Below are 23,055 nucleotides of genomic sequence, written 5' to 3' on the forward strand. Positions count from 1 at the left end.
TAGTATCAGGTAAAATGTTTTGCTAATACGAGACGAATCTGAAAATAGGTAACGTCGTCTTTTACTTCTTCCTTTATCACCTTTAATTTATTTGTACGCAAACCTTCAAAAGCTGAGACAATTTCTTCCTGCTGCTTAGGCGATACGTATGCATCGATTGAAAAAGATGGAACAAACAGAGCTAATTCTGCAATATGATCTTCAATTGTACTTTCTTTTAAACGCCTTATATAAGCAATTTCTTCAAGCGTCTTGCCTTTTTGAAGCCAGCTATACGTTTTTAACGTCGAGCTTGTCAAAGGCAATTCTAAATATAGATCACGTAAAAAAGAAGAAAGTACATGAAAGCTTTCATTATTTTTACTCACTTTTTCAATGATATGGTGAATAACCCCTAAAAGTTGAATATGAACATAATGCTCATCGAGTTCATATTGATATGCTAACTGATTTTTTGTAAAGCCTACTCTTTGGTATCCAGTCAGTTGCAAAACAAAAAGAGACGCGTCCCGTTCCGTACAACCTTTCAAGCACGTTCGGAGCTCTTCGAATAGCTCGGCCGCTAACTCTTGACGCGTTTGCTTTTGAGACATAATATATGTTTTGACCCATTGAATAACCTCAGGATTTTTGGAAATGGGTAAAAACCCTTTTTGAAAATACTGTAGGTTTGATAAGGTCTGAATGAACAAAGTGATTCTTGCTAAAAATAATTGAGTACTGCTTGCGAATTTCCATCCGTCTAAAGCTGGATGAAAGGGTCGAGCCGTCAGTTCATCTTCAAGGCGTGCTTGTCCCTTATCTGTCATCACATACTTTTGATTTTCAGTTTCTTCAATATACTGCTGTTCTTTTAAATATGCAACGCAGGTTTCAAAAGACCGTTTATCTAAGTAAACAAATGACTGAAACAGAAACGAAATTCCAAAAATTTTTCCGTCTTGAATCGTTTGAGCTGACTTTTTACCTGTTAATAAATGATAAATACCATAGGCGGTTCGCTCACCTTTTAACTGTTTTATACAAAATAAAATGCTAACTTGAATATAATTCAAAGGTGTCAACTTCCTTTCTCATTCATTGTACCAAAAGTGACCAATAGCATGTGAGATAAAGGCTTTTTAGCTCTTTCCTTTATGTATCAAAACGTTTGGGTAAGTGAAGAAACCTTGATTTGATAAGCATTCTCAGTGACTTTTCTATTGAAAAGTTTTATAAATCATTTTACAATGAATAAGGAGAAATTTCACTCTTGATTCGCGAAGAGATTATATAATGAGAAATTTTCGAACACTTTACAGGAGGTCTTGTTATGCCAAAATATACAATTGTTGATAAAGATACTTGCATCGCATGCGGCGCTTGCGGAGCAGCAGCACCAGACATTTATGATTATGATGATGAAGGTATTGCATTCGTAACATTAGATGATAACCAAGGTGTAGTAGAAATTCCAGAAGATCTAGAAGATGATATGATGGATGCAATGGAAGGCTGCCCTACGGATTCAATTCGCGTAGCGGATGAAAAATTCGAAGGCGATGCTAATAAATTCGAATAAGTATTGAGCAAACCTGTAGTGTACATGCTGCAGGTTTTTTTATATATAAAAATCGCTCTCCCCGGGAGAGCGATTGAATTAAACAGCAATGCGACGCGTGATCCATTGCTTCATTTTTGAAAACAATAAGACAAAGATAACCCCTGTTGCTGCTCCTTTTATTAAGTTAAACGGCAAAATACCTGCAACGATATATTGACGTGCTTGTTCACTAGACATTTCTGGCGATTGTAAGAAGATTGTATACGCTGGTAAGAAGACATAATAATTTAAGACAGCCATGAGTACCGTCATTACCACCGTACCCGTAACCAAACCTATCGTTACGCCTTTAGCCGTTTTAAATCGGTTGAACATGTATGATACAGGAAGAACGAACAGTAAACCAGCCACAAAGTTCGCCACTTGACCAACTGGAACCCCTGTAGCACTTCCTTGAATTAAATAATTCAATAAATTTTTTATTCCTTCTACTATAACAGCAGCCATCGGTCCGAATACAAGTGCTGCTACGAGTGCAGGAATTTCGCTAAAATCAATTGTTAAAAACGGAGGTAATCCAGGAATTGGAAAGTTAATCATCATTAAAATATAAGCAATACTACTTAACATTCCTAGTACAACCAGCTTTTGAGTTTTCTTACTTTGTTGCATCTTGCCTCTCTCCTTCTTTGTGATCCACTCTTCAAAGAAGAAAGGTTCAACTTTATATCCCCACGCAAAAACCTCCCAACAAATGATTCGTTGAGAGGAGACATGGCAGGCATATTTAATAAACGTTCATCACATTAGGTTTTGAACGCTGAACCTCCACCTTCTCCCATCCAGACTGTACTGTCGGCTTTGGAGTTTCACCAAATCTGCTCGTATGTATTACATATAAGCTCGCGGGCTCAAAACAATTTGTTTTTTACCGCCGGTCGGGAATTTCACCCTGCCCCGAAGATAGACCAATATTTAATTATGAATTTATTATATGTTATCTCGAATTAAAAGTAAATAAAGAAGTTTTTTAATTCATATTAAATTGATGTCTTTTATAAACTTCATTACTGCTTTTATATGTAAAATAAGGAAATAAGTGCATAACCAACAGCGTTATGACATATTTATAGTTCCAATTTACGTTTATAATTGTGTATTTGATAACTAATCGTAAAGTTTGAAAAATACAATTGACAGAATTTTTTAAACATGGTAAATTATCAAATATTTGATGATAGTAAAATCCAAGGGAGATGTTCACGTCATGTATAATGTGTTAGTAGCTGATTCAATTAGCAATGAAGGTCTTGCTCCACTACTTGAAGCTCCTCATGTGAATCTTACGCGAAAAAAAGTTGAAGAAGTTGAGAATGATTTGCATACGTACGATGCGCTTTTAGTACGGAGTGCTACGACGGTTACAGAGGATTTGCTGACAAAAATGCCGAATTTAAAAATTGTTGCTCGCGCTGGAGTAGGAGTCGATAATATTGATATTGAAGCCTCAACCAAACGAGGGGTTGTCGTTATTAACGCGCCGAACGGAAATACCATTTCAACGGCGGAACATACATTTGCTATGATGGCTAGCTTGTTTCGTCATATCCCCCAAGGAAATGCTTCAGTTAAAGCGCGCGAATGGAACCGCTCAGCATTTGTTGGAACAGAGCTTAATCGCAAACACCTGGGCATTATCGGATTTGGACGAATTGGCTCAGAACTTGCCAAACGCGCAAAAGCCTTCAATATGAGCGTTCACGTTTACGATCCTTTTTTAACCTCTTCCCGAGCTGAAAAGCTAGGAGTAGAACTATTATCCCTGGATGAATTACTAGCAGCAGCGGATGTAATTACCGTGCACACTCCGCTTACGAAAGAAACAAAGGGATTGCTCAATCATGACACATTAGCCAAAACAAAGAAGGGTGTGTTTTTATTAAACTGCGCGCGCGGCGGAATCATTGATGAAAAAGCCTTAGTTCATTATTTAGAAATTGGCCATGTTCAAGGTGCAGCTATTGACGTATTTGAAGTTGAGCCGCCGATTGATAACCCTTTGTTACATTTTGATCAAGTTATTACAACTCCCCATTTAGGAGCTTCTACAAAAGAAGCCCAGCTTAACGTTGCTGAGGACGTGGCACATGACGTTCTGCGTTTTCTAGAAGGTAATCCTGTAAGCTCATCCATTAATTTGCCAACGCTTTCTAAAGAAGTTTTTGAAAAAATTCAGCCGTTTACGAGCCTTACTAAACAAATGGGAGCCATTTTATCTCAATGCATGCGAGAACCTGTTCAGCATATCTCTATCTCCTACGGAGGTACAGTGACGGATTTGGAAACCACTTATATTACACGGAGCTTGCTATCAGGCTTTTTAACTCATCGGATCGACTCACCTGTTAACGAAGTCAATGCTTCTATGATTGCCAAAGAACGAGGAATTACATTTGGTGAAAAAACATCGGAAGATACGCAAGGATATTCCAATATGATTGACGTTACCGTAACAGGGGAACAGCGTATATTTACCATTACGGGCACCTATATAGCAGGCTATGGACCTCGAATTATTAATATTGATTCGTTTGATATTGATTTTTATCCGGAAGGACATCTTCTTTATATCCGTCACAGTGATCAGCCCGGAGTTATTGGAAATGTAGGGAAAGTACTTGGAGATTTACGTATTAACATTGCTACCATGCAAGTGGGCCGTAAGCAAAAAGGCGGAGAAGCCATTATGATGCTTACGTTTGATAAACTTTTAGATGATTCTGTCATTTCCTCGTTAAAACAAACAAGCGAAATTGTGACCATACAGCGTATTGAATTGTGACATTAAAAAAAGAGCCTTAGCGGCTCTTTTTTTATGGACTTATCTTTAACACTTGTCCTGCATTTAACATCGTATTTTCTAAATGATTCCACTTTCTTAGCTGATCAATATCTACTTCATATTTGACTGCGAGCTCAGATAATGTATCTCCTTGATGGATAAGAATACAGTTATCAGAAGTCTGATGTAACTGCTGAAAAACCGTGGCAGCTAAATCGCTTTTTACGTATGCCGATAGTTTTTGCTTGTCCAATTTGGCAAGTGGGTTTACTGCATTGGTTTTATCCGGATTCCAACTTTCTTGATGAACTTCAAAATGCAAATGTGCACCTGAAGATCGCCCTGTATTGCCAACTCGTCCAATGTTTTGACCTGCGGCTACACGATTTCCTTCTGCAACAAAACGTTCCTCTAGATGAGCATAGACCGTTTCGTATCCATTTGTTTGTTTGATAAAAACAACCTGTCCGTATGTATTTGAATAGTAAGAGCGGCTCACCACTCCTTTTGCAACAGCATACACCTGTGTACCAACAGGTGCTGCTATATCAATTCCAAAGTGTTTGGCGTGACGAGAACCAAATATATCAGTTAAGACTCCTTCAACCGGCCACTCCCACTGCTTCTCTTCTGCTTTTACTATTTGCCCGCCCAAAAATAAAAGACCTATACACAATCCCATTACTAATACAACCAATATTCTTCTTAACACGTCAATCATGAAGAAAGAACCTCCTATGTAGATCATTGCACACAAAACATACTATATGCCAATTCCTTCTCTTTTAGACTTGTTTATAGAAAAAATAAAGAGATGTGATTTTCCACTGAATCACATCTCTTTGCTATTCTTATTATTTCAGCCGAACAAACTGTTATTTAGCATGTGCTTACTTTGGCAGTTTAATAAAGAAAGTTGTTCCTTCATTTAATTCACTTTCAACCGCAATGATCCCTTGATGTGCCTCCACAATATTTTTGGCGATTGCAAGCCCAAGACCAGTTCCTGACTTCCCTCTTGTTCTGGCTTTATCCGCTTTATAAAATCGTTCAAATACAAATGGAAGATCTTCTTTCGGAATGCCTGCTCCTGTATCTTGAACAGAAAGATGGATTTCGGATTGACTTTTATCAAGATGCAGCTTTACTTCTCCGTAGTCATCCGTATGACGAATCGCATTATCAATTAAGTTTGTCAGCACTTGTTCCATACGGTCTGAATCAATCATCGCTTCAAATTCATCTTCTATTTTTCCATTAAGAGACAGTTTAATATGTTTTTCTTTAGCTAACCCTTGAAACTTACGCAAAACACGTTCTGTAAATTCAACCATTGCTACAGATTCTAAGTGAAGCTGCACATGTCCCGCTTCCATTCGCGCCAAATCTAAAAGTTCATTTACAAGCCGGCCCATACGGAGTGATTCATCATAAATCACCTGTGCAATTTCTTTCTTTTCTTCATCCGTACTTGCAATATCGTCAATAATAGCTTCACTATAACCTTGAAGCATAGAAATAGGTGTACGCAATTCATGAGACACGTTTGCAATAAAATCTTTTCTCGATTTATCAAGTTTACGCTCTTCAGACATATCACGTAGTACAGCTACAGCACCGCGAATTTTCGTTTGATTATAGAGCGGTGACATTAAAATGACCCACGTTTTCCCTTGAATTTTCAATTCTGCACTTCGCTCCGTTTCAGTCTCTACTACCGTTTGAAACAAATGGACGACGTTTGCTGGAAGCTCAGGGACCTGCTGATTGTTGACATCCTGCTCGTAATACCAAGTCTGAAGAAAATGCTCCGCTGGAGGATTGGTAATTAAAATCGATCCGTCTCTACTAAACGTAATAACACCGTCTGCCATACTGCTTAAAATACTTGAAAGCTGCTCTTTTTCCTGATTGAGCGCATTGAGGTTAAACTTTAACTGCCTGCCCATTTGATTAAAAGCAATCGCTAACTCTCCAATTTCATCGTGAGTTAAAATAGGTACTTTTGTATCAAAGTTGCCTTTTGTTACTTCAAATGCCGCCTGCCTCATTTTTCTAAGAGGCGCTGTAATTCGAGTGGATAAGAAAAAAGCAAAGATAGTAGTTAAAATAATAGCAATACCTGCAGCCAATAAAATGAACTTAGTCGTATATTGAGCGGGTTCTTCAATTTCAGAAAGAGATTGATACAAATAAACGCCGCCTGTTGGTTTGTTATCTTTCATTAAAGGTACACCGACAACAAACATTAAAGGCTCATCACTCGTGTCTTTCTTTGTAGTCATGTACATTTTTTCCCGTATTACTTTACCTTTTTCAACCACTTGATTTAGCTGATCGTTTTGTTTAACAATGGCCGAAATAGCTTTCTTATTTTCTTTATCAGGATGTGTGGAATGCCAATAAAAATCTTTGTCTTGAACAATAACTACACTTGCTTGGTCTGCAAGTTCACGAGCAATCGATAGTCCTAGTTTTTCATCGTCCGTTTCCTGCACAATGGTAGAGATTTTAGCAGCCGTTTTAGTTAAACGGTTTTCTGCATCTACAACATGATAATTTTCAAAAAACTGAAGTAGTAAAATGGTCAAAATAAATAAAACAAGCGTGACGAGCAATAGGATAGTAAACCATAGTTTACCAACTACACTTCTCCAAAACATCAGTTATTTTCAACCTCAAATTTATACCCTACTCCCCAAACGGTTACAATCATTTTCGCCGCTTGTGACGATACACGATTTAACTTTTCACGCAAACGCTTGACGTGCGTATCTACCGTACGAAGATCTCCAAAGAAATCATAATGCCATACTTCACGCAGCAGCTGCTCTCTGTCATATACTTTATCTGGCGTTTTTGCGAGATAGCATAATAATTCATATTCTTTTGGAGTTAAGTTAACTTCTTTTCCGTCTGCTGTAACGCGATGTGCATCATTATCAATCGTTAAGTGATCAAAGACAATAAGATTTTTCACGCTCGTTTCTGGTTGAATAAACGTTGCTTGAGAAGAACGTCGAAGCAGTGCTTTTACGCGAAGAACCACTTCTCTTGGGCTAAACGGCTTAACGATATAATCATCTGTACCTACTTCAAACCCTTGGACTCTGTTTACTTCTTCCCCTTTAGCTGTAAGCATGATAATAGGAGTTGCTTTTTTCTCCCGAATTTGTTTACAAACCTCAATACCGTCTATGCCGGGCATCATTAAATCTAATACAATCAAATCATAATCTATGTGTAACGCTTTTTCGATTGCTTCATGCCCATCCGCTGCTTCTTCAATGATGTATCCTTCTTTTTCTAAGTACATTTTTAACAATCGTCTAATGCGATCTTCATCGTCTACTAGCAGTAATCTTTGTTCGTTTTGCATGTATTTTCAACCTCCTAGTCTTAGTGTACAAAAAAAAACCGGCGAGTTCTACTTATGATACCCAAACAATGTGACAATTCGTGAACACCTTTACAAAAAACAGCTTTTTTTACCCAAAAGAAGCTGAGACGCAACGAAATCCATGCAATCTACAGCTGAATAAATAAAATAAAGAAGCTAGTAGGGATCGCTTGTTGCACGGCTATAAGCACCTACATACATGAACCCTACGTTCACCATCTCAATGAAAAAATCCGAACGAATGAGATTCTCCATCAAGAATCTCATTCGTTCGGATCTTCCTTCAACTAAAATATCTTTGTTTCAGCCTCTATTCTATTTTTAAAGGTTACGCATATGAATGTAAACCTGCAATAATTAGGTTCACAGCAACTAAGTTGAACATAATGATGGCAAACCCGCCAACTGCCAGCCAAGCTGATTTTTCACCGTGCCACCCTTTAGACAGCCGAAGATGAAGAAAAGCGGCGTAAAATAAAAAGGTGATCAGCGCCCACACCTCTTTAGGGTCCCACCCCCAAAAGCGCGTCCAGGCCATCTGAGCCCAAATCATAGCGAAAATAAGTGCTCCTAGTGTAAAAATAGGAAATCCAATCGCCACTGCTCTGTAGCTTACTTCATCAAGCAAGTCGCTGTTTACCTGCTTCACAAGCGGCTGCAGCGCGGCTCCAATTCGCTTCCGTAAAATAAGACGAATCAGCCAATATAAGACAAAGCCACCGGCTAACGACCAAATAACCGTATTTAATTTTTTAGCATTGATAATAGCGGGCATATCAATAAGCGGCTGTATATCGTTCCCGTCTGTCCACTCACTTTGATGCGGTCCCACTAGCGGAACCATATGATATACGACTTGCTCTTGTTCTCCACTTTTATTAACCCAATTAAATGATGACTCGTAGTGAGCCGCATTAAAAGTCAGCGTCACCGCTACAAACCCAAGCGTACTAATAAGCGTATACAGGATGAATTCCAGCCAAAATGCTTTTTTATTTCGCTTGGATTGGTCAATCGTTTTGATTAAATAAATCAATCCTGCAACAAAGCTAATGGAAAGCACGGCTTCACCCGTAGCAGCAGTTGTAACGTGAATATGCAGCCAATTCGTTTGGAGAGCCGGTATCAGCGGCGTAATTTCAGTTGGAAACATGCTTGCATAAGCAATGATCAAAAGAGCCACCGGCAATGCAAACAGTCCAAGCATGCTAAGACGATAAATAAAGTAAATAACAATAAATGCGCCAACAAGCATCATGCCAAAAAACGTCGTAAATTCAAATAAATTACTAACAGGAGCGTGGCCTGATGCAATCCACCTTGTAATAAAGTAGCCAATCTGTGCAATAAAGCCGATGATGGTAACCGCAATTCCAAACGTTGCCCACTTTGTTTTCTTTTGAGCTGCTCGCTTATCTCGAATAGCTCCTCCGAAAAAAAAGGTTGCAACTAAATAAGCAATAAACGCCACATACAGTAAATTACTACTTATACTCGCGTAATCCATGCTTTTTCCTCCTATTTTGTTTCTTTATCATTTTGGTCCTTCAGCTGTGTAAGGGATGTTGATTCTAATAAACCATTTAGTTCTTTTTTAAGCCCATACCAGTTTTTATTTGTATGTGCGGCCAACCATATCTCATTATTGACTTTTTGAATCCACATGCGGCGATGATTCCAATACATCCCTTGAATCACACCAATCATAAAGATTGCTCCGCCAATTCCTAAAAACCAAAGCGTATAGTCTCTGCGAACGGTTAATCCCGTTACATTTTTCGTTTCCACACCAGCAAAGGTCATTTTATAATCGTTATTTCCTAGCGGCTCCAAGTTCTCTCTAATTCCAACAAAAGCAACTTCCCCTTTTTTATGCTGAGGCGTAATCATTTTAAATACAAAAGCCGGATTGTTAGGCACTCTGGTCTTTGTATTTGGATTTCCTTCATCATCAAAGAAAAAGTCTGGAAAGTAACTCATGAGCTTGACTTTATATCCGTTTTTTAAATCATATGTTTCTTTTGGATTATGTAAATCTACTGTAAGTGAACCAACGTTTCTATTTGCATTTTTATCTGTTAAATGGAAAGACATAGAGCTAAACTCATTTAACTTGAAGTCCACTTGGTACATGGCATATCCTTCAAACTTAAGCGGCTGATTCACCCGAATCTCTGAATCTTTTATTTTCTTTAACTTTGGATCTGCTCCCGGTATAAGCTTTCCTTCGCGCTTATACAAACTAACATCCGCTTCATATTTTTTGGCTACTTTATTATTCCCTGCACGATCAATTGCTTCTTGGAACACGGCGCTTTCGCTATCTTTATCATACGTTTCAACAGTAAAACGATGGTTTTTCAAAAAATACTCTCCGTTCGTCCCAGGAATAACTTTTGTTTCACCTTCACGGATCCAAAGAACTTCATCTATATACATACCTGGTACAAATCTAAGCATAGCACCTAGTAAAAAGATAATGAGACCGATATGATTAATATATGGACCCCATCTTGAGAAGCGTCCTTTTTCAGCCAGCAGATTGCCGTTTTCTTCACGAATGGAGTATCTTCTTTTTTTAAGCATGCTTTTTACATGTTCATAATCTTGATCCGTCCACGATGATGAAGTGCTATATAAACGCTGTCTTTTTAAGAAGTTTGGATGTTTTGTTACACTCTGCTTTTTTAGAGCTCGGTACAAAGGCACGACTCGATCTAAACTGCAAATGACTAACGACATCCCTAAAGCAGCAATTAAAAGCAAGTACCACCACGATTCATAGAGGTGATGAAAACCTAACTTATAATAAAGTTCTCCTGTCCATCCATATTCCTTTTGGTAATACTCATCTGCTGTCACATTAGGAGGTATGTAAGCTTCTTGAGGATAAATGGTTCCGACTGCAGACGCAACAAGCGTCACAATAATGATCCAAATACCTACTTTTACAGAAGAGAAAAAGTTCCATATTTTATCGATAACTGTTTTATTGTACGTTTGCGATCGCCTTGCGCTTCCTTCATAACGCATATCTACTAATTTATCAGTTGTTTCTTCTGCAATCGGCTTACCACAGGCTTCACACAAAATCGTACCATGCGGGTTAACGTGTCCACATTCACATTTTACGTGTTTCATTGTCAACACTCCCTATGGTTTAATTTCTTCCATATATTCTTTTATTTTAGATTCTTCCAATCCCCCAATAAAACTGTCTACAATCTTTCCGTTTTTATCAATTAAAAATGTAGTCGGCAGAGGATCTATTCCGTATGCACCCAAAACTTGTGAATCTTTATCCATCAAAATCGGAAAAGATAGCTCATATTGTTTAGCAAATTGCTCTACTGCTATATTCGTTTCTGCAACGTTAACAGCTAGAATTTCAACACCTTGCTTTTTATATGATGCATACTGCTTCTCCATAGCCGGCATCTCTTGTTTACAGGGCTTGCACCATGTTCCCCAAAAATTCAAAAAAACTCCTTTGCCTTTGTAATCTGATAGCTGATGAGTTTCTCCATTAACATCTCTTAATATAAAGTCAGGTGCCTTATCTCCTACTGATACCTTTTGTTTATCAGCAAAAAATTGAGCATAAAGGGTATATCCAACCGCGCACAGCAAAACTGCCAATATAACTGTTCGAATAATCAAGCGCTTTTTTTTCATGGCACGAACTCCTTTTAACCGCTTTCAATACGCTTTTTTCTATCATTATATCATTTTTGTGGTAGTGGCTTTCCAATAATATTTCGACGTTTCTGTGAAGTCTTCCTCTCATTCTACAAGTTCGACATTTTTTCAAAAAACCTTGCTTGTTTTTCTAATTCACGACATTTTTCATAAAAAAAACAGGTAAGTGAAAATTACTTACCTGTTTGAGACATTGAATATAATTGTTTGACTTCATGCGCTGTAAGCTCACGAGCTTCGCCTGCATTTAATCCGCGTAAATCTAAAGGTCCGTAGCGTTCACGTTTTAATTTTAAGACAGAATGCCCAATTGCATCGAACATGCGACGTACTTGACGATTTTTCCCTTCATGAATCGTCAATTCCACAATCGCCGTCTGCTTGCTTTTATCAATAGAAAGAACTTTTGCACGAGCTGGTGCTGTTTTTCCGTCCTCTAGCATCACACCGCGCTGCAGCTGTCTGATTTTTTCACGACTTGGAATTCCTTTAATTTTAGCCACATAAACTTTATCCACTTCAAATTTAGGGTGCATTAGCTGATTAGCAAATTCACCGTCGTTTGTTAAAAGAAGTAAACCCGACGTATCATAGTCTAGACGTCCAATTGGATAAATTCTTTCTTCTACATGTGGAAAGAAGTCAACGACTGTTTTTCTTCCCTTGTCGTCGTTAGCAGCTGAAATTACGCCTCTTGGTTTGTATAACATAAAATAAACGGGCGCTTCGCTTTCTACCGGCACTTCGTCTACTTCAATTTTATCGTTAGGACCTACTTTCGTGCCCAATTCTCTTACAACTTTTCCATTTACTTTCACTCGGCCTTGGCCGATTAATTCTTCAGCTTTACGTCTTGATGCTACACCTGCGTGAGCAATCACTTTTTGTAATCGTTCCATTAACACTTCACCTCTTGTAACATCTTACTTGTTTACGAAGTAATACACAAGTCTATTTGCCACTCAGAGGTAGAATTTTCGATTTCTTACCGGCCAAACACAAGGATTACAATGACAACTGAGGCAATAATTCCTACCAAATCTGCCAGTAAGCCAACCTTCAGCGCATCTCCCATTTTTTTAATGCCAACCGCTCCGAAATAAACCGTTAAAATATAAAATGTGGTATCTGTACTTCCCTGCATGGTCGATGCCAAACGACCGATAAAAGAATCAGGTCCGTATGTAGAAATTAGATCCGTCGTGATACCAAGAGCAGCCGTTCCAGATATCGGTTTGATAAGAGCTAAAGGTACAATTTCAGCCGGAACGCCGACTGCTTGCAGCATAGGTTTTAAAATAGACAAGAAAAAATCAAGGGCTCCTGAAGCTCGAAAAATAGAGATGCTCACTAACATGCCGACTAAGTAAGGAATGATGGAAAAAGCAATTTGTAATCCGTCTTTCCCTCCCTCTACAAACTTTTCATACGTAGGAATTTTTTTATAGGTTCCATAAAGTAAAATGCATCCTACGATAAGAGGAATAAACATCAATGATACTTGATTAAGCATAGTCATTTTCGTTTTCCTCCTTTTCGTGTACGTCGATAATAAAAGAAGCGATCAATGATGATAGCTCCTATCGTAGCTACAACAGTTGCTAAAAGTGTGGTACCGACAATTTCAGTAGGATTAGCCGAGTTATACGTAATTCGAATTGCAATAACTGTGGTTGGTATAAGTGTTAAACTGGTTGTGTTAAGTGCTAAAAGTGTGATCATAGAACGGCTTGCTTCGTCTCTATCGCCGTTTAGCTTTTTAAGCTGCTCCATCGCTTTAATGCCAAGAGGAGTTGCCGCATTCCCGAGTCCAAACATATTCGCCATCATATTGGACAATATGTACCCTAAGGCCGGATGATCTTTTGGAACATCAGGGAAAAGTCTTGTAATGATGGGTCGAAACAGTTTCGCTAACTTGTCGAGAAGCCCTGCACTTTGAGCAATATTCATCATCCCTAACCAAAAGACCAGCACGCTGATTAACCCAATGCTGATGGTCACTGCTTCGCCTGCTCCTTGAAAAATTGCTTTGTTTACATCACCAATTTTCCCATTTATAATCGCAAAAACAATTCCGATAATGGTCAGCAGCATCCAAATAATATTAACCATCTGTTTTGGCTCCAGACTGAATAAACATTAATCGCTTCACTTTATCAAAAAAACCTTTTTGCTGCTCGGACTGCTTTTCGAAATAAATTGGAACACTGTCAATCGTCTCTCCACTTCTATAAATATCGAGCTTTCCTACCACATTTGGAACTTCCCCTGTTTCTTTCCACTGCTTTTTAGGCTGAATTAACGTTGTTTTCACTTCTACAGAGCTTTGTTCTTTCTTTGTGAGAGGATAGACGACATTTCGTTTAATATACAACTGATCTTTATAGAAAGAATCCTTTATATCTGCCAATTCTCCTTTTGCAGCTAAACTGGTCATATCATATTTATCAAATGCATTTTCATACATGGAAATGTGATCGTTCCAATCATCTGGGGCATTGATCGTTACAGCAATTAAATCCATTCCATCTTTTGTAGCAGTTGTCACAAGCGTTCGTTTTGCTAATTTTGTATACCCTGTTTTTCCGCCAGTACAGTATGCATACAGTGTTGTCAGCAGTTTATTTTTGTTTTTCCACACTCGATCCCATTTCTCTTCAGGATGCTTCATTCGATAGACTTTTGTTCCTGAAATCTCTTTGAAAATTTTATTATTCATTGCATAGCGCATGAGCAGAGCCATATCGTGCGCGGTTGAGCGATGATTTTCATGATCGTCTAATCCATGCGGATTTTGAAATGTTGTATTTGTCATGCCAATTTCTTCTGCTTTTTTATTCATCAAATAAACAAATCCATCTTCGCTTCCTCCAACGGCTTCTGCGATAGCTACAGCAGCATCATTACCTGAACGAAGCATCAAGCCATATACTAAATCTTTTAATTTTATTTTTTCACCTTCAACTAAATACACAGAAGAACCTTCAACACCAACTGCGCTGTGGCTCACGGTAACTGTTTTATTTATTTTGCCAGATTCAATCGCCAGTATTGCTGTCATAATTTTTGTAATGCTAGCAATTCGGCTAACTTGATCTGCATTTTTAGCATATAACACTCTCCCTGATTTCTGTTCCATCAAAATAGCACTATGAGCACTTACGCTCCCCGCTGCAGATGATGTGGAAGGCCAACCGCTGAGACATAGCAATACAATAAATAGATAGATGATACTTTTTTTGCTTCTTTTCATGTCATCCCCGTCCCTCTACCTGTTTGTACAAGTTTATGCTCGTCTTTTTTGGTTATGAATGAAAAGATTTGTCCATACAAAAAAGAACATAGAAAAAACTCTATGTTCTTTTACATTTTCACTTCATTTCTTGAAACGATTGAAAAAACAAATCTGCTTCTTGATCGGTTCCTTCTTGTAATAAATCTTCTGGAAGCGGCGGCAGCTCTTCGATACTTTTAAGGCCAAAATAGCCTAAAAATTCTTTTGTCGTTCCGTATAAGATGGCCCGCCCTGCGCCTTCCGCTCGTCCCACTTCTTTTAATAAAACCTTTCCAATTAAAGTTTGAAGAGGTCTTTCCGTTTTCACTCCGCGAATCTCTTCGATTTCAGCTCTTGTAATTGGCTGCTTATACGCTACAATAGCTAACGTTTCAAGCGCTGCTTGTGATAATGATTGATTAGCGGGAGCTTCTACGAGCTTCTCAATATATGGTGCATACTCTTTTTTTGTGACAAGCTGATAGGCCCCTCCTATTTCAACAAGTGTAACTCCTCTGAACTTACACTCTTGCTCTAAGCTCTCCAAAGCACCTTGAATGTCTTCATGAGGCTTTTCTATAATCTCAGCTAACCGGCTAATGGATAGACCTTCATCACCAGAAACAAAAAGTAAGCTCTCAATAATAGCCTGTAGATTATTCGTTGTCATTCCTCTTCATTCCTTTCTCGATACGATACATAAAGCTCGTCTAGATTGTGCTGCTGTTCCACAACGATTTCATTTTCTTTCATTAATTCCAGCACAGCTAAAAACGTTACAACAATATGATCACGCTCTTGATAAGGAAACAGCTGATAAAAACTTTTTTTCCCTTTAAAGGCTTTTAATTCGTTCACAATTTCACTCATGCGCTTATCAATTGGAATGTCTTGCCTTGCTATTTTCGTCTGCATAGGCTTTTTGTTTTGCTTTCGTTTCATCAACTTTTGAAAAGCACTTAGCATATCATACAGTGATATATCCAATCCTTCATCCTGAGGCTGCGTACGTTCTTCTGCATTTATTTGCACATTACTTGGAGGTTTTGTATACACATGACTTTGGTCTTCTTCCAGCTTTTGAAGCTCTACCGCCGCTTCTTTAAACTTTCGATATTCAATTAAGCGCTGCATCAATTCTTCACGCGGATCTTCTTCATCGACCATTTCAATTTCATCCATATCTTCTTCATACGTAGGCAGAAGCATTTTACTTTTAATTTGAAGCAAAGTTGCTGCCATGACTAGATACTCACTGGCAACGTCTAGCTGAAGCTCATTCATTGTATGTATAAACATCATATATTGCTCAGTAATTGTCGCTACTGGGATATCGTAAATATCAATTTCAAATCGGTTAATCAAATGCAGAAGAAGATCTAAAGGTCCTTCAAACGCATCTACTTTTACACTATACTCCACTTTTATCTCACCAACACTTTTCAATTGCTTATCATTTCTGCTGCTTTATATAACGTTACTATCATTAGTATAGAGGATTATAGACACATGTCCAATACAAATTAACGTAAAAATAGGTCATTTGCCCATACAAAAAGTTTAAATATACATATGATGTCAAGGTAATAAGATTTTGAAATGGCTGAAGGAGGAACTCGCATGGGTGAAAAATCTTGTGGATACGGTAGCGGTTTCGCTTTAATTGTTGTACTGTTTATTTTATTAATTATTGTTGGTTGTTCTTGCTTACGCTTCTAACCACACATATTGAATAAAAACAAACGTGTTCGCCATACCTTGAGCACGTTTGTCTCTTTAAAGGCACCACGCTGATGAATAGCTAATTTTTGTGATACACTACATATAGAGTCTTACCAGGAGGGAACAAGATTGTATTCACAAGCCTATATTGATTATTTAGTTCATTTTCATGGCGACCGGGATTACTTTGAATGTCATGAACTGCTAGAAGAACACTGGAAAAAAGACGAAAGAGGATACCGCAATATTATTTGGGTTGGCCTTATTCAAATTGCTGTTTCACTCTATCATCATCGACGCCAAAATTTCGCCGGAGCCAAAAGAACGATGCAAAAGGCGCTGGCAATTTTAACGAAGGAAGAAGAAAATATTGCACAGCTTGGACTTAATTATCCTTCACTGCTTAAACTTCTTCGCAAACAATTAGCTTTAATCGATACCTATCAGCCATATAAAAGTATTAACTTGCCCATTGAAGATCCAGCATTATTACGAGCTTGCAAACAAAGAAGCACTGATAAACAGCTTGTCTGGTTATCAGCTTCTAATCTGCAAAATGATGCGATTGTTCATCGTCACAGCACGCGAGATCGGTCAGATGTGATTGCGGAAAGACAAGCGAACTTATTGGCAAAACAAAACAACAGGTAGCTTCTAGCTACCTGTTGTTTTATGATGACTAAGATGTGAAAGAAGCTTTCGCACCTCACCTAATCATGCTTTTCTTTATTCATCCGCCTGACACTTTTCATAAAACGGAGCGATGATTTCACTCGGCTTAATTTGTGCAGTCGTATACATTTCTTTAAGAGCTTTAATCATTTTTTTGCCAATGCCCTGTTGGCGGTGTGAAGGGTTTACACTGACGTGTTGAACCTCAATCAAACTTTTATCGAGCATGGAAATGCCAACAATCCCAATAATATCTTCTTCTTGCTTCCAAAGATACAGCTGCCAATGTTCGTTTTGCTCATATTCTTTCATCGTTTGTTGAAGTTTTTTTAAATCTTTTTCCGTAGGTACAAACGATAGAAGACCCATGGCAATTTTTTCATAGTTTCGTTTATAGCGAATAAGCATACGATTCTCCCTCGTCCTCAAACTTTCCTACAAATTAATGCGCTGCGTTTTTTACTGCTTTTATCATACAAAATTTATAAGTAAATAGCAATATTACACAAAAGCTTGTCCTATGTCATGCGTGTATGAGAAACCTAATCTATTACGCTTTTTGAGCTGTTGCGCGAAGAAAAAACGCCGTAACCCCCTGTAAAAGGTTGTTATGACGTTTTATTAGCTAATATCCATTTATAGCAGTATGCTCTTATTCTTCCCAGACTTTTACTTCTTTCATTACGTCGCCATTTTTCATTTTTAACACTGTATCAAGTCCTTCTGTTACTTTTCCAAATACAGTGTGAACACCGTTCAAATGAGGCTGTGGCTCATGAACAAGAAAGAACTGACTGCCGCCTGTGTCTTTACCAGCATGTGCCATTGATAGAGAACCCGCTTCGTGTTTGTGAGGGTTTCCTTCTGTTTCACATTTAATTGAGTAGCCAGGGCCGCCAGCACCTGTACCAGTTGGGTCTCCTCCTTGAGAAACAAATCCAGGGATAACGCGGTGGAACGTTACGCCGTTGTAGAATCCTTCATTAGCTAACTTTTCAAAGTTTTCTACTGTTCCTGGTGCTTCGTTCGGAAATAAATCGATTAGAATTTTTTCGCCATTTTCCATTAGAATACTTGCTTTTTTCATATGAATGACCTCCAATATATGTATTAGTACCGCTATAGGCTCTGTTTTCCCTATCAAAGCGGCAAAACGTAAAAATTGCAAGTGCCACCTAGAGTAGAACACTTACATTTATAAACTCACTCTATTCTACTACAAACAAGCTCATGAATTCAATGAATGCACTTTTTCACTTTCTTCTCGTAGGGCTCTAAATAAAAAATAGTAGTTGTGAGATGAAACTTTTTATAGTATCATCCGTCTAATACAGTGATGGAGATACATAGATTTCATTTCATATAGAAATCTACGCCTCTAGACTGATTTATGGGAAAATGATGAATTGACTCTGTTACTTCAGACCTGCCCGTATTATAATAGGGCAAGTATGGGATTAAAGGAGGAAAAAGGTTTGAAATTAACGATAAAAGCAATGATGGTGACATTAGGTCTTCTTCTATTCCTAACCGCACCCTTAAAAAGTTTTGCAGATGCCGCTCCGGGCGATGTTATTATTACATTAGGTCAGGACTTAACCAGCTCTCAGAAGCAACAGGTATTAAATGACCTTGATGCGCCAAGCAATGCTCAAACAGTAACCGTGACAAACCAAGAAGAGCATGAATATTTAGGTGACTTTATTCCAAAGGCTACTATTGGATCTCGTGCTATTTCATCTTCTAGTATTACCCTTGGTTCAAAAGATTCAGGTTTAAGCGTATCAACTCAAAATATTAATGGTATTACAGACGACATGTATATTAATGCTTTGATGACCGCCGGCGTTAAAGATGCAAAAATCCAGATTACCGCTCCATTTGAAGTATCTGGTACAGCTGCTTTAACAGGTATTATGAAAGCATATGAAGTTCAAACAGATCAAAAAATCCCAGAAGAAGTAAAAAAAGCAGCCAATGAAGAGATGGTCCAGACATCTGAGCTTGGTGAAAAAATCGGTAAAGAAAAAGCAGCGCAGTTTATGGCAACGATTAAAGAAGAAATTGCCAAAGAAAATCCTCAAACAAAGGACGATTTACGCACGTTAATTCAGCGAGTGGCTGATGATTTAGGTATTAAATTAACAGATTCAGAGCTTAATACACTTGTTGACTTTTTCAATCGTTTAAAAGATATGAACATCGATTGGAATCAAGTAAAAGACCAACTTTCTGCGACAAAAGAAAAAGTAACAACATTTCTTCAGTCAGAAGAAGGCCAATCATTTCTTGATAAATTAAAGCAATTCTTTGTTGATATTATTAATGCTATTAAATCGTTATTCTCATAAAAAAAGAGCCTCTTGTTCAAGAGGCTCTTTTTTTACGTTAATCACTCGTTACTTTTTTACCTTCACTTTGTATTTCACGTCATTTTTTACAATGTCTTCATACGTTTCGCGTTTTACGACTAGCTGTGCTTCTCCATCTTCTACGAACACGACAGCTGGCTTTGGCAAACGGTTATAGTGACTTGCCATAGAATAACCGTATGCGCCTGTACAAAACATCGCTAATAAATCATCTGGGTTTGCTTTTGGAAGGTGTACATCCCACATCAGCATATCCCCCGATTCGCAGCACTTACCCGCAATAGATACAAGCTCATCACTCTCATCATTCATTCGATTGGCAATGACCGCTTCATATTTCGCTTGATACAGCGCAGGACGGATATTGTCGTTCATTCCTCCATCAATGGCTACATATTCACGTACATTAGGTACATGCTTACGAGAACCAATTGAATACAGAGTCGTTCCAGCATCTCCTACAAGAGAGCGGCCGGGCTCAATCCAAATTTCAGGGATTTCTACCTCTAACTGTTTAGACTGCTTTTTGACCTCTTCTATAATAACTTCCACATACTGCGAAACAGGAATAGGCTGATCTTCTTCCGTATATCGAATGCCAAAGCCGCCGCCTAAATTTAATACTTGCGGAACAAATTCTATACGTTGTTTCCACTCTTTCATTTTTGCAAAAAGCTTTTGAGTCGCCATAATAAATCCGGTTGTTTCAAAAATTTGAGATCCTATATGACAGTGAATACCTAAAAGTTCTAGCCCCTTGCTATTTTGCACAAGACGCACAGCTTCGTCTGCTTGACCGTTTTGAAGATCAAACCCAAACTTCGAGTCTTCCTGCCCTGTCAAGATATAATCATGTGTATGAGCTTCAATTCCGGGTGTTAATCTGAGAAGAACAGGCATCTTTTTTTGATACTGTTCCGTTATTTCCTGAAGCAATGCAATTTCATAAAAATTATCAACTACAATGCATCCTACATCTTCTTTGATGGCCATTTCTAGTTCTGCTCGGCTTTTATTGTTTCCATGAAAATGAATCCGTTCTTTCGGAAAGTCAGCTGCTAAAGCCGTATACAGTTCTCCTCCCGAAACAACGTCTAACGAAAGACCTTCTTCATGAACGACTTGGACCATGGCAATTGTAGAAAAAGCTTTGCTTGCATAAGCGACCTGTGCTTTTACCCCATGCTTTTCAAATGTTTCTTTAAATCCTCTAGCACGCTGCCGAATTAAAGCCACGTCATATACGTAAAGGGGTGTCCCAAAATTTGATGCTAATTCAACCGTATCAACTCCACCAATTTCAAGATGACCCTGCTTATTTATGCGACTTGTTCCGTGTAAAAACATGTTTAGACCCCGTTCCTGTGTATAGTGTAAAAAAGACAGTTAACGGCAATTCGCTGCTAACTGTCTAAATATTTATTATTTTCCATATTTAAAACAAATCTATCACATCTTCATACAGGTTTCAACCACCTATTTTGTTTAAGGTTTTGCAGGCTGGCGGTCTTTATCCTGCGGATGCACAATACTAGGTCGCGGATTTGCTCCAGGAACCGGTGTGCGAATGATAATCTGCCATAAAGCCTGCGGATTAAATGGAAGAAACGGCCACAAATAAGGCGTATTCAATGATTTTAGACGTACCATGTAGAGAATGATAGCCGTTGTCGCAATAAGGAATCCTGGAGTATGAAATGCCGCAACAAAAATTAATAAAAACAATCTCAGCATCTTATTTGCCACTGCTAACTCATAGCTTGGCGTTGAAAAAGAACCAATGGACGCAATAGCTACATAAAGAATAACTTCCGGAACAAACAATCCTACATCAATGGCAATCTGTCCAATGAGTGCTGCAGCAATTAAACCCATAGCAGTAGCAAGCGGTGTCGGCGTATGAATGGCGGCCATCCTCAGGAACTCAACCCCTAGATCGGCTAAGAAAATCTGGATAACTGTCGGAATATTTGTTGCTTCGTTTGGCCCAATAAACTGCAATTTTGCCGGCAGCAGATCTGGCTCAAGTACAAATAACAGCCATAGCGGTAATAAGAAAAGAGACGCAAGAATTCCTAAAAACCGTATCCAGCGGATAAAGGTACCTACAGAAGGAGACTGCCTGTATTCTTCTGCATGCTGCACGTGATGAAACAGCGTAGTTGGTGTAATAATAACGCTTGGTGATGTATCGGTAATAATAATGACATGCCCCTCTAGTACATGAGCTGCTGCTGTGTCCGGACGTTCTGTATAGCGTACCATTGGAAAAGGATTAATTCCTTGTTTGACTAAAAACTCTTCAATGGATTTGTCAGCCATAGGCAAACCATCTACATCGATAGCTTCCAGTTCATCTTTTATCAGTTTAACCAGTCCTGGATCAGCTACCCCCTTTATGTACCCAATCGCTACGTCCAGTTTCGAACGTTCGCCTACCTTCATAATTTCAAAACGAAATCTTCCGTCACGGATTCGTCTTCTCGTTAACGCTGTATTGATAATGATGTTTTCAGTGTATCCATCTCTTGCTCCGCGAATCACTTTCTCTGTATCCGCTTCTTCAGGCGATCTGCCGGGATACGTACGCACATCGACTTCAAAGCCAACTTCTTCACCGTCAATTAAAACGAATAACAGTCCTGATAAAACAGAAACCATTCCATCATCCAGCGTTTTTAAAGGCTTTACTTGCTGATGAATAAGACGGTTTTCAACAATATCTTTTAGCTTCGCTCGTTCAACTTCATTATCATTAATTTGAACGAGCACTTTTGTAATTTCAATAATAAATGAACTGTCGCATAATCCTGTTACATAGTAAACATGAACTTCTCGATCCAAAATAAGTAATTTACGCACGCCCACATCAAAACTTGTGTTCATACTAGCGTTTTCTTTGAACCACTGATCGTTTTTTTGCACTTTTGAAAAAATAGCTGTTTTCTGCTCTGCTGGCTTACCCAAACGAACCGCTCCTTTCTAAAATAAGTCTTGCTGCTTTTTCAGTAATCGGACATCCAATTTCAATATCGTCCATCCTAGCCATTTTGCCGATATCCCCTATTCCTACAACTAAGGGAATATCGAGCTGATCCAAGCAGTAAACTGTATCTCCATTAATTCGTCCGACTTCTAACTCTTGAATTCCGCTTTTATCCACGCCATAATGCGATATTTCTCCAAAACGATCGATGGTCACATCCACTCTTGTCCATTCGCTTTGATGAGTACGTGATGCAACGGCAATCACTCCAAGAACTTCTACTTGAGGATGCTTTGCTACGTGCAGCAAAGCGATCTCTCCCGGTCCTTCCTCTAAGAAACCGCTATCGTCGAACATCACAAAGACGGGATCATATGGTGCTTGAAGGATTAGCTCTACCGTTTGACTGCCTGTTAACGTAGTAGGGTTTCCATATGACCTCGAAATGCATCTGCCACCAACCGATTTAGCTACATGCTCAATTGCTTTGCGAGCATATTCATCGCCATCCGTTACAATAATGATCCTTCTTTTTTTCATAA

The 23,055-nt window shown here is 38.5% G+C and carries 24 protein-coding genes and 1 riboswitch; of the genes, 5 read left to right on the forward strand and 19 right to left on the reverse strand.

The window, feature by feature from the left end:
- Positions 1 to 5: 5 nt before the first annotated feature.
- Complete coding sequence (locus MKY06_RS22240) at positions 6 to 1,055, reverse strand: helix-turn-helix domain-containing protein (protein WP_013059045.1); 1,050 nt, start codon at positions 1,053 to 1,055, stop codon at positions 6 to 8.
- A gap of 257 nt (positions 1,056 to 1,312) precedes the next feature.
- Here MKY06_RS22240 and MKY06_RS22245 point away from each other — a divergent pair, with 257 nt between their 5' ends.
- Positions 1,313 to 1,561, forward strand: coding sequence for a ferredoxin (locus MKY06_RS22245; protein ID WP_013059046.1), 249 nt, complete (start codon positions 1,313 to 1,315; stop codon positions 1,559 to 1,561).
- 78 nt (positions 1,562 to 1,639) lie between these two features.
- On the opposite strand, the gene MKY06_RS22250 is transcribed toward MKY06_RS22245, so the two are convergent.
- Positions 1,640 to 2,215 carry an ECF transporter S component gene (locus MKY06_RS22250; RefSeq protein WP_013059047.1) on the reverse strand — a complete coding sequence of 192 codons (576 nt, stop codon included), beginning with the start codon at positions 2,213 to 2,215 and terminating at the stop codon, positions 1,640 to 1,642.
- Positions 2,216 to 2,369: 154 nt separating this feature from the next.
- A riboswitch (FMN riboswitch) is annotated at positions 2,370 to 2,512 on the reverse strand.
- A gap of 298 nt (positions 2,513 to 2,810) precedes the next feature.
- Between MKY06_RS22250 and serA the strand changes: the two genes are divergently transcribed.
- Positions 2,811 to 4,385 carry a phosphoglycerate dehydrogenase gene (serA, locus tag MKY06_RS22255; protein ID WP_029320362.1) on the forward strand — a complete coding sequence of 525 codons (1,575 nt, stop codon included), beginning with the start codon at positions 2,811 to 2,813 and terminating at the stop codon, positions 4,383 to 4,385.
- Positions 4,386 to 4,416: 31 nt separating this feature from the next.
- Here the strand turns inward: serA and MKY06_RS22260 are convergent, their stop codons facing one another.
- From MKY06_RS22260 to MKY06_RS22315, 12 genes are all read right to left on the reverse strand, one after another.
- On the reverse strand, positions 4,417 to 5,106 hold the full coding sequence (locus tag MKY06_RS22260) for a peptidoglycan DD-metalloendopeptidase family protein (protein ID WP_098279059.1): 690 nt from the start codon (positions 5,104 to 5,106) through the stop codon (positions 4,417 to 4,419).
- A 169-nt stretch (positions 5,107 to 5,275) separates the two neighbouring features.
- Positions 5,276 to 7,048: an ATP-binding protein gene (locus MKY06_RS22265; protein ID WP_028410715.1), complete on the reverse strand. Its 1,773-nt coding sequence runs from the start codon at positions 7,046 to 7,048 to the stop codon at positions 5,276 to 5,278.
- The gene (locus MKY06_RS22270) at positions 7,048 to 7,764 is read right to left on the reverse strand and encodes a response regulator transcription factor (protein WP_013059051.1); all 717 of its coding nucleotides are present in this window, start codon (positions 7,762 to 7,764) and stop codon (positions 7,048 to 7,050) included. The genes MKY06_RS22265 and MKY06_RS22270 overlap by 1 nt, the downstream gene beginning before the upstream one ends.
- 349 nt (positions 7,765 to 8,113) lie before the next feature.
- Positions 8,114 to 9,292, reverse strand: a complete 1,179-nt coding sequence (gene ccsB / locus MKY06_RS22275; RefSeq protein ID WP_013059052.1) for a c-type cytochrome biogenesis protein CcsB — start codon at positions 9,290 to 9,292, stop codon at positions 8,114 to 8,116.
- 11 nt (positions 9,293 to 9,303) lie between these two features.
- Positions 9,304 to 10,926 (reverse strand): cytochrome c biogenesis protein ResB, encoded by a 1,623-nt coding sequence (locus MKY06_RS22280; RefSeq protein WP_029320357.1) that lies wholly within the window; start codon positions 10,924 to 10,926, stop codon positions 9,304 to 9,306.
- A gap of 12 nt (positions 10,927 to 10,938) precedes the next feature.
- Complete coding sequence (resA, locus tag MKY06_RS22285) at positions 10,939 to 11,460, reverse strand: thiol-disulfide oxidoreductase ResA (protein WP_013059054.1); 522 nt, start codon at positions 11,458 to 11,460, stop codon at positions 10,939 to 10,941.
- 197 nt (positions 11,461 to 11,657) lie between these two features.
- The gene (locus MKY06_RS22290; protein WP_013059055.1) at positions 11,658 to 12,383 is read right to left on the reverse strand and encodes a pseudouridine synthase; all 726 of its coding nucleotides are present in this window, start codon (positions 12,381 to 12,383) and stop codon (positions 11,658 to 11,660) included.
- Positions 12,384 to 12,469: 86 nt separating this feature from the next.
- Positions 12,470 to 13,003, reverse strand: a complete 534-nt coding sequence (locus MKY06_RS22295) for a spore maturation protein (protein ID WP_013059056.1) — start codon at positions 13,001 to 13,003, stop codon at positions 12,470 to 12,472.
- Positions 13,000 to 13,599: a nucleoside recognition domain-containing protein gene (locus MKY06_RS22300; protein WP_013059057.1), complete on the reverse strand. Its 600-nt coding sequence runs from the start codon at positions 13,597 to 13,599 to the stop codon at positions 13,000 to 13,002. The genes MKY06_RS22295 and MKY06_RS22300 overlap by 4 nt, the downstream gene beginning before the upstream one ends.
- A complete protein-coding gene (locus MKY06_RS22305) occupies positions 13,592 to 14,740 on the reverse strand; it encodes a D-alanyl-D-alanine carboxypeptidase family protein (RefSeq protein ID WP_029320329.1) in 1,149 nt (382 codons plus the stop codon). The genes MKY06_RS22300 and MKY06_RS22305 overlap by 8 nt, the downstream gene beginning before the upstream one ends.
- A 118-nt stretch (positions 14,741 to 14,858) precedes the next feature.
- Positions 14,859 to 15,431 (reverse strand): SMC-Scp complex subunit ScpB, encoded by a 573-nt coding sequence (gene scpB / locus MKY06_RS22310; protein WP_013059059.1) that lies wholly within the window; start codon positions 15,429 to 15,431, stop codon positions 14,859 to 14,861.
- Positions 15,428 to 16,183: a segregation/condensation protein A gene (locus tag MKY06_RS22315; protein WP_013059060.1), complete on the reverse strand. Its 756-nt coding sequence runs from the start codon at positions 16,181 to 16,183 to the stop codon at positions 15,428 to 15,430. Before MKY06_RS22315 ends, scpB begins: the two co-directional genes overlap by 4 nt.
- A gap of 198 nt (positions 16,184 to 16,381) precedes the next feature.
- Here MKY06_RS22315 and MKY06_RS22320 point away from each other — a divergent pair, with 198 nt between their 5' ends.
- The gene (locus MKY06_RS22320; protein WP_170836726.1) at positions 16,382 to 16,480 is read left to right on the forward strand and encodes a YjcZ family sporulation protein; all 99 of its coding nucleotides are present in this window, start codon (positions 16,382 to 16,384) and stop codon (positions 16,478 to 16,480) included.
- Between the two features lie 132 nt (positions 16,481 to 16,612).
- Entirely contained in the window at positions 16,613 to 17,134 is a 522-nt protein-coding gene (locus MKY06_RS22325; RefSeq protein ID WP_029320325.1) for a DUF309 domain-containing protein, read from the forward strand.
- 75 nt (positions 17,135 to 17,209) lie between these two features.
- Here MKY06_RS22325 and MKY06_RS22330 read toward each other — a convergent pair whose 3' ends face one another.
- Positions 17,210 to 17,563: a GNAT family N-acetyltransferase gene (locus MKY06_RS22330; RefSeq protein ID WP_013059063.1), complete on the reverse strand. Its 354-nt coding sequence runs from the start codon at positions 17,561 to 17,563 to the stop codon at positions 17,210 to 17,212.
- Positions 17,564 to 17,807: 244 nt separating this feature from the next.
- Positions 17,808 to 18,242, reverse strand: a complete 435-nt coding sequence (locus MKY06_RS22335; protein ID WP_013059064.1) for a peptidylprolyl isomerase — start codon at positions 18,240 to 18,242, stop codon at positions 17,808 to 17,810.
- A gap of 388 nt (positions 18,243 to 18,630) precedes the next feature.
- On the opposite strand from MKY06_RS22335, the gene MKY06_RS22340 reads away from it, so the two are divergent.
- A complete protein-coding gene (locus MKY06_RS22340) occupies positions 18,631 to 19,506 on the forward strand; it encodes a DUF1002 domain-containing protein (protein WP_013059065.1) in 876 nt (291 codons plus the stop codon).
- A gap of 48 nt (positions 19,507 to 19,554) precedes the next feature.
- Here MKY06_RS22340 and lysA read toward each other — a convergent pair whose 3' ends face one another.
- The 3 genes from lysA to MKY06_RS22355 form a co-directional block, all read right to left on the reverse strand.
- The gene (gene lysA / locus MKY06_RS22345) at positions 19,555 to 20,874 is read right to left on the reverse strand and encodes a diaminopimelate decarboxylase (RefSeq protein WP_098279058.1); all 1,320 of its coding nucleotides are present in this window, start codon (positions 20,872 to 20,874) and stop codon (positions 19,555 to 19,557) included.
- A 138-nt stretch (positions 20,875 to 21,012) separates the two neighbouring features.
- Positions 21,013 to 22,494, reverse strand: coding sequence for a spore germination protein (locus MKY06_RS22350; RefSeq protein WP_029320320.1), 1,482 nt, complete (start codon positions 22,492 to 22,494; stop codon positions 21,013 to 21,015).
- A complete protein-coding gene (locus MKY06_RS22355; RefSeq protein ID WP_098279057.1) occupies positions 22,487 to 23,053 on the reverse strand; it encodes a stage V sporulation protein AE in 567 nt (188 codons plus the stop codon). The genes MKY06_RS22350 and MKY06_RS22355 overlap by 8 nt, the downstream gene beginning before the upstream one ends.
- Positions 23,054 to 23,055: the final 2 nt, after the last annotated feature.

Source organism: Priestia sp. FSL P4-0332 (genome assembly GCF_038005845.1).
Taxonomy (GTDB): domain Bacteria; phylum Bacillota; class Bacilli; order Bacillales; family Bacillaceae_H; genus Priestia.

Excerpts from the sequence above, each read along its gene's own strand:
- serA (WP_029320362.1), top strand. The coding sequence starts at position 2,811 with ATGTATAATGTGTTAGTAGCTGATTCAATTAGCAATGAAGGTCTTGCT.
- MKY06_RS22355 (WP_098279057.1), bottom strand. The coding sequence starts at position 23,053 with ATGAAAAAAAGAAGGATCATTATTGTAACGGATGGCGATGAATATGCT.
- lysA (WP_098279058.1), bottom strand. The coding sequence starts at position 20,874 with ATGTTTTTACACGGAACAAGTCGCATAAATAAGCAGGGTCATCTTGAA.
- MKY06_RS22305 (WP_029320329.1), bottom strand. The coding sequence starts at position 14,740 with ATGAAAAGAAGCAAAAAAAGTATCATCTATCTATTTATTGTATTGCTA.
- scpB (WP_013059059.1), bottom strand. The coding sequence starts at position 15,431 with ATGACAACGAATAATCTACAGGCTATTATTGAGAGCTTACTTTTTGTT.
- resA (WP_013059054.1), bottom strand. The coding sequence starts at position 11,460 with ATGAAAAAAAAGCGCTTGATTATTCGAACAGTTATATTGGCAGTTTTG.
- ccsB (WP_013059052.1), bottom strand. The coding sequence starts at position 9,292 with ATGGATTACGCGAGTATAAGTAGTAATTTACTGTATGTGGCGTTTATT.
- MKY06_RS22280 (WP_029320357.1), bottom strand. The coding sequence starts at position 10,926 with ATGAAACACGTAAAATGTGAATGTGGACACGTTAACCCGCATGGTACG.
- MKY06_RS22295 (WP_013059056.1), bottom strand. The coding sequence starts at position 13,003 with ATGACTATGCTTAATCAAGTATCATTGATGTTTATTCCTCTTATCGTA.
- MKY06_RS22330 (WP_013059063.1), bottom strand. The coding sequence starts at position 17,563 with ATGCTTATTCGCTATAAACGAAACTATGAAAAAATTGCCATGGGTCTT.
- MKY06_RS22260 (WP_098279059.1), bottom strand. The coding sequence starts at position 5,106 with ATGATTGACGTGTTAAGAAGAATATTGGTTGTATTAGTAATGGGATTG.
- MKY06_RS22245 (WP_013059046.1), top strand. The coding sequence starts at position 1,313 with ATGCCAAAATATACAATTGTTGATAAAGATACTTGCATCGCATGCGGC.
- MKY06_RS22265 (WP_028410715.1), bottom strand. The coding sequence starts at position 7,048 with ATGTTTTGGAGAAGTGTAGTTGGTAAACTATGGTTTACTATCCTATTG.
- MKY06_RS22290 (WP_013059055.1), bottom strand. The coding sequence starts at position 12,383 with ATGGAACGATTACAAAAAGTGATTGCTCACGCAGGTGTAGCATCAAGA.
- MKY06_RS22335 (WP_013059064.1), bottom strand. The coding sequence starts at position 18,242 with ATGAAAAAAGCAAGTATTCTAATGGAAAATGGCGAAAAAATTCTAATC.
- MKY06_RS22270 (WP_013059051.1), bottom strand. The coding sequence starts at position 7,764 with ATGCAAAACGAACAAAGATTACTGCTAGTAGACGATGAAGATCGCATT.
- MKY06_RS22250 (WP_013059047.1), bottom strand. The coding sequence starts at position 2,215 with ATGCAACAAAGTAAGAAAACTCAAAAGCTGGTTGTACTAGGAATGTTA.
- MKY06_RS22320 (WP_170836726.1), top strand. The coding sequence starts at position 16,382 with ATGGGTGAAAAATCTTGTGGATACGGTAGCGGTTTCGCTTTAATTGTT.
- MKY06_RS22300 (WP_013059057.1), bottom strand. The coding sequence starts at position 13,599 with ATGGTTAATATTATTTGGATGCTGCTGACCATTATCGGAATTGTTTTT.